The 3,603-nt window shown below is 72.2% G+C and carries 4 protein-coding genes; 1 reads left to right on the forward strand and 3 read right to left on the reverse strand.

The genetic code is table 11. From position 1 onward, the window contains the following. Positions 1–84: 84 nt before the first annotated feature. The 3 genes from N798_RS15755 to N798_RS15765 all read right to left on the reverse strand — a co-directional run bounded on the left by N798_RS15755 (position 85) and on the right by N798_RS15765 (position 3,237). Entirely contained in the window at positions 85–972 is an 888-nt protein-coding gene (locus tag N798_RS15755; protein WP_229708648.1) for an ABC transporter permease, read from the reverse strand. A gap of 67 nt (positions 973–1,039) precedes the next feature. After that, positions 1,040–2,233 carry a glycosyltransferase gene (locus N798_RS15760; RefSeq protein ID WP_229708645.1) on the reverse strand — a complete coding sequence of 398 codons (1,194 nt, stop codon included), beginning with the start codon at positions 2,231–2,233 and terminating at the stop codon, positions 1,040–1,042. Continuing rightward, on the reverse strand, positions 2,230–3,237 hold the full coding sequence (locus N798_RS15765) for a glycosyltransferase family 2 protein (RefSeq protein WP_052117452.1): 1,008 nt from the start codon (positions 3,235–3,237) through the stop codon (positions 2,230–2,232). The genes N798_RS15760 and N798_RS15765 overlap by 4 nt, the downstream gene beginning before the upstream one ends. 95 nt (positions 3,238–3,332) lie before the next feature. Between N798_RS15765 and N798_RS18805 the strand changes: the two genes are divergently transcribed. Next, positions 3,333–3,603 (forward strand): hypothetical protein (locus N798_RS18805; protein WP_232222674.1); only part of this gene is annotated, 271 nt, incomplete at its 3' end.

Genomic DNA, 3,603 nt, shown 5'->3' on the forward strand with positions numbered 1-3,603 from the left:
AAGGTCGTGCGGTAGGTGATCGAGAGGTTCTCGACCTTGACCGTGAGCGGCGACGTCCCGGTGGACGTCGTGGACCTGGTGGACTCAGAGGCGGACAGCGAACTCACGCTCCCTCGACATGAAGAACAGCGAGCCGATCGCGAACACCGCGCCGGCCCAGACGGTCGCGGTGACCCACGTGTGGAGATGGGGGATGTCCCCGTTGACGAGGCACTCGGTGAAGCCACCGAGCAGGGAGTGCAGGGGGTTGACGTACTCCATGATCGTCACGACGCCCTCGAACCTCGGAGGGACCTGCTCGATCGACCAGAGGACGGGCGACGCGTAGAGCCAGATCCGGTTGAAGTACGGCAGGAAGCTCGTCGTGTCGCGGAAGTAGACCTGGATCGTCGCGAAGAACGCAGCCACGCCGAGGGCGAAGACGATGAGCAGGCCGAGGAAGTAGAGAGCCACGAGCATCGACGGGTGGAAGCCGAGCCCGGCGACGATGTGGAAGAGCGCGTAGACCGGCAGCGTCGGCAGGAAGCGGAAGAACGCCGTGCGCACCGCCGAGAAGGGCATGAGCAGACGCGGGAAGGCCGTGTTGAGCAGCAGCTTGCCGCCGCCGACCACCGAGGCCGCGCCCGTCGACATCGACCCGGCGACGAAGTAGAAGGTGAAGAGCCCGGCGCAGAGCTGGGCGAAGAAGTCCATGCCCTTGCTGCCGCCCGCGAGGATCTGCACGAGCAGGTAGTAGACACCGGCGAGGAGCAGCGGGTTGAGGACGAGCCAGAGCTGGCCGAAGACCGTGAGCGTGTTGGCGCCCCGCATGGTCGCCTTGGACATCTCGGAGGCGAACTCACGCCGCTTCCACAGCTCGCGGGCGTAGTTGCCCAGCGGTGGGATCCCGGCCCGGTGGGGCTCGTAGACATGGTGGGTCGTGGTGAACTCGTTCTCCTGTTCAGCCTTCACGACCTGCTTGTCGGTGCTCATCATCCTCGCTCTCCGGCCGACTGCGCGGGTGCGCTCGACCGCCCGAGTCTAGTGGAGGCCCAAGAGGTCACAGGACTCCACCGTAGACGGCCAGCAGGGCCTGCCCGTCCGCGCTCCAGGAGAGCGCGCCGCGGGCCTTCGCGACCGACTCGCGGAAGCGTCGGTGCTCGGCCACGAGGGTCTCCACCGCCCGCACGAGACCGTCGGCGTCCCCGGGCGCATAGAGCGCACCGAGGTCGTACTCCCGCACGAGGGCCCCGAGGTCCCCCACGTCGGTGGCGACGACGGGCAGGCCCAGGCTCACCGCGTGGAAGAGCTTGTTGGGCATGGCGAGGCGGTGGTTGAGCCATCGGTCGCTGTGGGTCACGAGAGCGGCTCCGGCAGTCCGCAGACGCTCGTCGAGGACGCCGAGCGGCTCGGCCGGAAGCACGGTGACCTGCCCGGGGTCGAAGGTCCGGAGCCACTCGTCGTCGCCCGGGCCCACGGCGGTGATGGGCAGCGGAGACCGCCGACTCGCCTGCGCGATGACCTCGAGCTCCCGGTATGCCGCGAGCCTCCCGCCGTAGACGAGCCCGGTCGGCGGGCCGCTCGCCTCCGGCGCGGTGTCGACGTCGTCGCGCAGGGGGAAAGTGTTGCGCACGACCGCCACCTGGGGCCAGCGGGGGTGGTCGCGCCGCAGCGCGTTCGCCACACCGTCACCGACGGTGATGACGGCCGCCGCGTCGGCAGCGAGCTCGTCCTCGGTGCGCGCCTCGTTGCGCCGGACCAGCGGTGCCGGGCGACCCTCGACGGGTCGCCCGACCCAGTACTCGTGGGTGTCGTAGACGAACGGCACTCCCCACCGATCGGCGATCTCGTGACCGGCGCCGAGGGCGGTGAAGTCGTGGACGTGCACGACGTCCGGCACGACCCCGGTGGCACCCGACCACTCGAACGCGCGGTCCGCCGCCTCGCGCTGCCAGGCGAGGTAGCGGCGTCGGACGTGCAGCGGGAGCAACAACCAGCGCCCGGCGCGCTCGGGCAGGGTCAGCTCACGCTGACGGCCGGCCGCGGCGGGAGCCCGGCCGGCGCTCTCGACGGTGATGCCCGGCGGTGGGACGAAGTCGTCGGGGACGGCGCGGCCGATGATGTGCACGCTCGCACCGGCCCCGACGAGCGTGCCGGCCTCACGCAGGACCCGGGTGTCGGTGGACACGCCCGTCCACACGAGCATGAGGACGGTGCGGCCCGTGAGGTCGACGTCGGCGGGTGCGGTCGTCACGGCGTGCTCCGGCCCAGCGAGCGGGGGCTGGTGAGGAACCCGACGCCCCAGGACCAGTGCATCGTCGCGAGCGCCACGGGGGTGAGCAGCCGCGTCCGCACCGGCTCACCACCGCTGATCGCGGCGCCGCCGGCCACCACCCCGACGGCGTATGCCGTCGGCACCAGCAGCGCCGGTGTCCAGAGCAGACCCAGCAGCGTGGCAGCGGTCGTGCCCACAGCCATCACCGGGGGCGCGAGGTAGCGGGCGTTCATCGTCTCGGGGTGCTCGCGGGCGACGACCCGGCGCCACCGCCCGTACTGGAAGTACTGCCGGGCCAGGCCACGCACGCTCGAGCGCGGACGGTAGGTCACCTCCATGTCGGGGGTGAACCACACGGTCCCACCGGTCTGGCGCAGCCGGAGGTTGAGGTGCCAGTCCTGCGTCCGCGTGTAGCGCTCGTCGTAGCCGCCGACCCGCTCCAGCGCGCTGCGGCGAAAGGCCCCGAGGTAGACGGTGTCGACCGGCCCCGCGTCCCCACCGACGTGGAAGGTACCCCCGCCGACGCCGATGCGGCTCCGCATGGCGCAGGCGACCGCGCGCTCGAAGGCCGATCGGCCCACGGCCTTCATGAGACCGCCGACGTTGTCGGCACCGGTCTCGGCGAGGGTCCGCACGGCGGTGGAGACGTAGTCCGGCGGGATCTCCGCGTGCCCGTCGACGCGCACCACGACGTCGTGCCGGGCCGCGCGAATCGCGGCGTTGAGAGCCGACGGGGTGCGACCGCTGGGGTTCGCCACGGTGCGGACACGTACGTCGGACGCCACCAGCTCGGCGGCGACCTCGTCGGTGCGGTCGGTCGAGGGCCCCAGGGCGAGGACGACCTCCAGCTCGCCGGCGTAGTCCTGGCGCAGGACCTGCGCCACGGCCGCGTGGAGGTGTCGCTCCTCGTCGAGGACCGGGATCACCACGCTCACCGGCGGGAGTGCGGACGTCGTGTCATCGGGGTGCAGGGGCTCGCTCATCGGGACGATCATCCCGCAGGGTGCGCGGGGTCGGTGACGGCGCGGCGTCGGCGCGCCGTTTTGCGTCGCGTGGCATCGCGCGCTCACTATGGGGCGTGCCCGATCGCCCGAGTCGCGGAGACGACGCCCGCCCGATCCCCCAGCGAGGACGCCCCGACGAAGCAGGCCCCGCCCCGGAGGGTGAGGACGCCGTCTACACCGTCGACACCCGGGGACGACGCCGCACGAGCTCCTCCGCCCCGACGCGGAACCGGCGCCAGGAGCGCCCGACGCGCCGTCTCCCGGCGCGTGACGCCGCCGGACTCGCCGCCGCGGAGTGGGGACGCGCCGACCGTGGACGCACCGACGGCGGCCGCGTCGAGCGTG

It is taken from the genome of Knoellia flava TL1 (genome assembly GCF_000768675.1).
In the GTDB taxonomy this organism is placed as follows: domain Bacteria; phylum Actinomycetota; class Actinomycetes; order Actinomycetales; family Dermatophilaceae; genus Knoellia; species Knoellia flava.

Excerpts from the sequence above, each read along its gene's own strand:
- N798_RS15765 (WP_052117452.1), bottom strand. The coding sequence starts at position 3,237 with ATGAGCGAGCCCCTGCACCCCGATGACACGACGTCCGCACTCCCGCCG.
- N798_RS15755 (WP_229708648.1), bottom strand. The coding sequence starts at position 972 with ATGAGCACCGACAAGCAGGTCGTGAAGGCTGAACAGGAGAACGAGTTC.